The 4,529-nt window shown below is 54.8% G+C and carries 4 protein-coding genes; all 4 read left to right on the top strand.

Annotation, left to right across the window (positions count from 1 at the left end):
- Positions 1–1,125: sodium-dependent transporter (locus tag ACWA6V_RS17690; RefSeq protein WP_449523735.1), on the top strand; the 1,125-nt coding region annotated here is incomplete at its 5' end.
- A gap of 18 nt (positions 1,126–1,143) precedes the next feature.
- Positions 1,144–1,578, top strand: coding sequence for a type II toxin-antitoxin system RatA family toxin (locus tag ACWA6V_RS17685; RefSeq protein WP_449523734.1), 435 nt, complete (start codon positions 1,144–1,146; stop codon positions 1,576–1,578).
- Positions 1,579–1,629: 51 nt separating this feature from the next.
- Positions 1,630–1,992, top strand: a complete 363-nt coding sequence (locus tag ACWA6V_RS17680; protein WP_449523733.1) for an RnfH family protein — start codon at positions 1,630–1,632, stop codon at positions 1,990–1,992.
- Positions 1,993–2,150: 158 nt separating this feature from the next.
- The coding region (locus ACWA6V_RS17675) for a PAS domain-containing protein (RefSeq protein ID WP_449523732.1) at positions 2,151–4,529 on the top strand (2,379 nt) is incomplete at its 3' end.

Below are 4,529 nucleotides of genomic sequence, written 5' to 3'. Positions count from 1 at the left end.
GGAGCCAGCAAGGGCTGGACGAGTATAGGTTGGATGGGGGTGCTGGCAGGGCTGCTGATTTTATCCTTCTACTCGGTGATTGCTGGGTGGACACTGGAGTATGCATTGGCGGCCTTGGATGGAAAATTTGCCGGGTTGACGGGCGATACATCGCAAGCCCTGTTCGATGGTTTGCTCGCCGACAGCGATCTGATGCTGCAATGGCACTCATTATTTATAGCGATGACGATCGCGGTGCTCGCGCTGGGGGTTACGCGAGGTCTTGAATCAGCCGTGCGCTTGATGATGCCGTTGCTGTTTGTATTGCTGTTAATCCTGCTGGGTTATGCAATTAAAGAGGGGGAGTTTGCCACCTCGCTGCGTTTCATGTTCAGTTTTAAACTGGAGGATTTGTCCTGGGAGGGCGCGCAGATTGCCATGGGGCACTCCTTCTTTACCCTCAGCTTGGGTATGGGCGCGATCATGGCCTACGGCGCTTATATGCCGAGCAGCCAATCGGTGGGGAAGACGGTAATGATAGTCGCGATCCTGGATACCCTCGTGGCCTTGGTTGCCGGCGTCGCTATCTTCGCCTTTGTGTTCGCCACCCCCGGTATTAGCCCCGGCGCCGGGCCGGGCTTGATGTTTGTAACCCTGCCAGTCGCCTTTGGCAATATGGGCGCGGGTCTGGTGATCGGTTCGGTGTTTTTTGTGATGGTGATTCTGGCGGCCTGGACATCGACTATTTCGCTGCTGGAACCAGGTGTCGCCTACTTGAATGAGCGGTTTGGGCTGCACCGGATTTTCGCGAGCCTGTTGCTGGGGACGACTTCCTGGGTTATTGGCCTCGGCTCGGTCTTTTCGTTTAATGATTGGTCGGAGCTGCAGTTCTTATGGGGCAAAAATTATTTTGACAGCATGGACTTTATCGCTACCAACATTATGCTGCCGCTCGGCGGGGTGCTGATCGCGCTGTTTACCGGCTGGAAATTGCGCGATGAAATTATCCTGCACGATTTAAAATTTGAATCTGCCTGGGTGTTTCGCCTCTGGCGCCCGGTGTTGAAATTTATTTCGCCCATCGCGGTGTTGGTAATTTTATACAACGGGATTTTTCCCGTATTGCGTGCGGTGTTTGTAGAGTAAATCGTGGTGGAGTAAAAAGTGGCTCATCGGGTAGAGAGATCGGCGTTGGTAAATTATTCCGCGTCACAAATGTTTGATTTGATCAACGATATTGAAGCCTATCCACAATTTATGGATGGCTGCGTGGGGGCGAAAATTCTGGCGCGTGGCGACGATTGGCTGGAGGCGCGCCTGGAGCTGAGCAAAGCGGGTGTGAGCCAAAGTTTTGTCACGCGCAACCAGTTGCAGCCGCCGCACAGCATGAGCATGAATCTGGTCGATGGGCCGTTTAAATACTTGCGCGGCGTCTGGCGTTTTACGCCCTTGGGCGAGCAGGCGTGCAAGGTGACTTTTGAGTTGGAATTTGAATTGCAAAACCGTCTCTTGGGTATGGCGGTGGGCAAGTTGTTTGAAGGGGTGAGCAATAAACAGGTAGATGCGCTCTGTGCGCGCGCCAAGCAGGTCTACCAGTAATTCTTTTTATCTTTTTATTTTCGATTTCTTTTATTTTGATGGACAGACAGCATGGCCGATTTTGATCTTATCCGGGTGGAAGTGGCTTACGCCTTGCCGCACAAACAAAAAATCATCGCACTTTTGGTCGAGCCGGGTACTACGGCGCTAAGTGCGGTACAGCGCTCCAAAATTGCCGATCACTTTCCCGATCTGGATATTAGCACCGCCAAGATGGGCATCTTCGGCCAGTCGCTTGGCACCAAAGGCATGGACAGCGCCGATAAGCATGTCCTGCATGCGGGTGACCGCGTGGAAATCTATCGCCCGCTCGCCTCTGACCCGAAAGACGCACGGCGCAAACGGGCGGAAAAAGCCGATAGCGCCAAACCTGACGCTGGACATAGCGAAACAGATACTTCTGCCACTGATTAATCCCTCCTCCATCTCTCTGCTTGTGTGTTCGCCCGGTTGATCAGTAGTAATCAACCGGATAGCCGACCTGCTCCCCTAAAAATTTGCACTACACTGGGGTAATACTGCGTCTTTGCCGGTTCCCGGCAGTCGCTATAACAACATGCTTGAGAGACTTCATGTCGCTGAATTACAAACGCCTTTACCGTTGGCTGCCCTGGCTTTCTGCCGCGGGTTTAGCCGCTGTATTTGTGCTGTTTATGTTGGCCGATTTACGGGTTCATCAGCAGGTATGGCATGAGCGACTGAGCTGGAATACCCAAACCCAGAAAAACCATCTGGACACATCGGGGCGCGACCTGACCCAACAGGCCATGTTATTGGCGCAGCTGATTAGCGGCGATCATCAGGTCATCGACCAATTGCGCGGGGCGCATCAGGTATTTGTTGCGGAAGACGGCGCTAGCGGCGCTGAACATTTGCGTCAGCTCAGGCAGGAACTGCGAGAGCATCTACACGATTACTGGAGTGGGATGGAAGCGCTGGGCGTGCGGCAATTGAGTGTGTATTTTGCCCCCGGCGCGGTGAATTTTTTGCGCATGCATCGCCCCGATCGCTACGGTGACAGCTTAAGTGGCTTGCGCCCGCTCATTACCAATGCGTTTACCTCCGGGGTGCCCACCTGGGGTGTCGATGTCGCCCGTCAGGGGAGTGGCTATCGCGCCATTCTGCCGGTCACTGCCAAGGCTGATGAAACCGGTGGAGTGATTGCGGTGCTGGAAGTGGGTATGTCATCGCTGCCACAGAAGACTGAAGAGTCGCCGTCTGGTATTCAGATGGCGGTATTTCTTCGCAAGGCGGCGGTTGAGCAAATACTTTGGGAACAGACCCGGCAGGAGCTTAACCAGCAGAACCCGACCACGGTGGATGACTGGCGTCTGGAGGACACGACTGATCCGCAACTTCATAACTGGTGGAGCCGGGGCATGATCCCTATCAACCAGCAGGGGCAATTGCTGCACAACGAAGGTAAGACTTACGTCGCCTCCTGGTGGCCGTTGCAGCAATCGGGGCTGCCAGTGCAGCAATCGGGTTTGGCCATGCTGGTCTGGAACGATATCACCCCGGCCTATGAGGATTATTTATCTATCCGCCAGCGGGTGATCGCCAAGTGGATGACTGCACTGGTGTGCGCACTTTTGCTGCTAGTGGCTTTTGTCCGCTTTAATCGCCGGTATTTACGCAGTCTGGTGGAGCAGCACGGCGAACAGTTGCGCGAGGAGCATGGGGTCAGTGAGCAGGCGCGCCAGCGTTTGGCACTGGCGCTGCGCTCCAGTGACTCTGGCTTTTGGGAGTGGGACATAGCGAACGACAAAGCCCGCTTCTCGCCCGAATGGCGGCAGCTCTGCGGCATTGGGCCCGAGTCGCCCAACTCGCTTGATTTGGACGAGTGGATGAGCCGCGTCCACCCCGCTGACAAACGTATGAGTTACAGTGACATTATTCGCCATATCAAAGGCGAAACGCCCATGTACGAAAATGAGTACCGGCTCAAAATCCACGATGGCAGCTACAAGTGGATTCTCACCCGCGGCAAAGTAGTCGAGTGGACGGAGAGTGGCAAAGCGGCGCTGATGGTGGGGGTCTACACCGATATTACCGAGCGCAAAAACACCGAGCTGATCAGTATCCGCCAGCAGGCTGCGCTCCACTCGCTTAATGAAATCGCCTCGCTCTCAGCCGTTGACCCGGACGAACAATTGCGCCGTGCGCTCAGTTTGGGTGCGCGCTATCTGGGGTTGAGCAACGGCATCATCAGCCAGATTAACGGGGATGAATTTCGCATTCATGTGCAGTTTTCCGCCCAGGGACAGCGCGATGCACCGCTCGTTAGCCCGCTTGCTAAAACCTACTGCAGCCTCACAGTAAACCTGCAGGATGTAGTGGCGGAAGATGATATTCCGGCGAGCAACTTTCGCCAGCACCCCGCGTATCTGTTGACCCAGGTTGAGACCTATATAGGCGCGCCTCTGTGGGTGGGCGGTAAGATTTACGGCACCCTCTGTTTCAATTCACGCAAAACCCGCCATCACCAATACGATGCGCTCGACAAGGACTTTGTGCGCCTGCTGGCGCGCTGGATCAGTTCGGTGGTGGAGCGCTGGCAACAGGATGCCGAGAAAAAAGATATTTTGCAGCGCTTCCAAAAACTCAGCGAGCGCTTGCCTGGCTTTCTCTATCAATTCCAACTGCGCCCCGATGGCAGTTCATTTTTTCCCTACGCCAGCCCCGGGATCAAAAACATTTACGACGTGAGCCCGGAGGATGTGGCGATATCGGCGAATAAAGTCTTTGGCGTGATTCATCCGGATGATGTGGGCTGGGTGGGCGAAAGCGTCTCCTATTCCGCCGCGCACCTTACGCCCTGGGTGGCTACCGTGCGCATCAACCATCCGCAGCGCGGCATGATTTGGACACACATAGAATCGATCCCGGAAAAACTGGAAGACGGCAGCGTACTCTGGCACGACTATGTCTCCTACATCACACCGCTTAAA

The organism is Cellvibrio sp. (genome assembly GCF_053579595.1).
This window is presented reverse-complemented; position numbering and strand designations above follow the sequence as displayed.

Coding starts and splice junctions, on each gene's coding strand:
- ACWA6V_RS17680 (WP_449523733.1), top strand. CDS start 1,630: ATGGCCGATTTTGATCTTATCCGGGTGGAAGTGGCTTACGCCTTGCCG.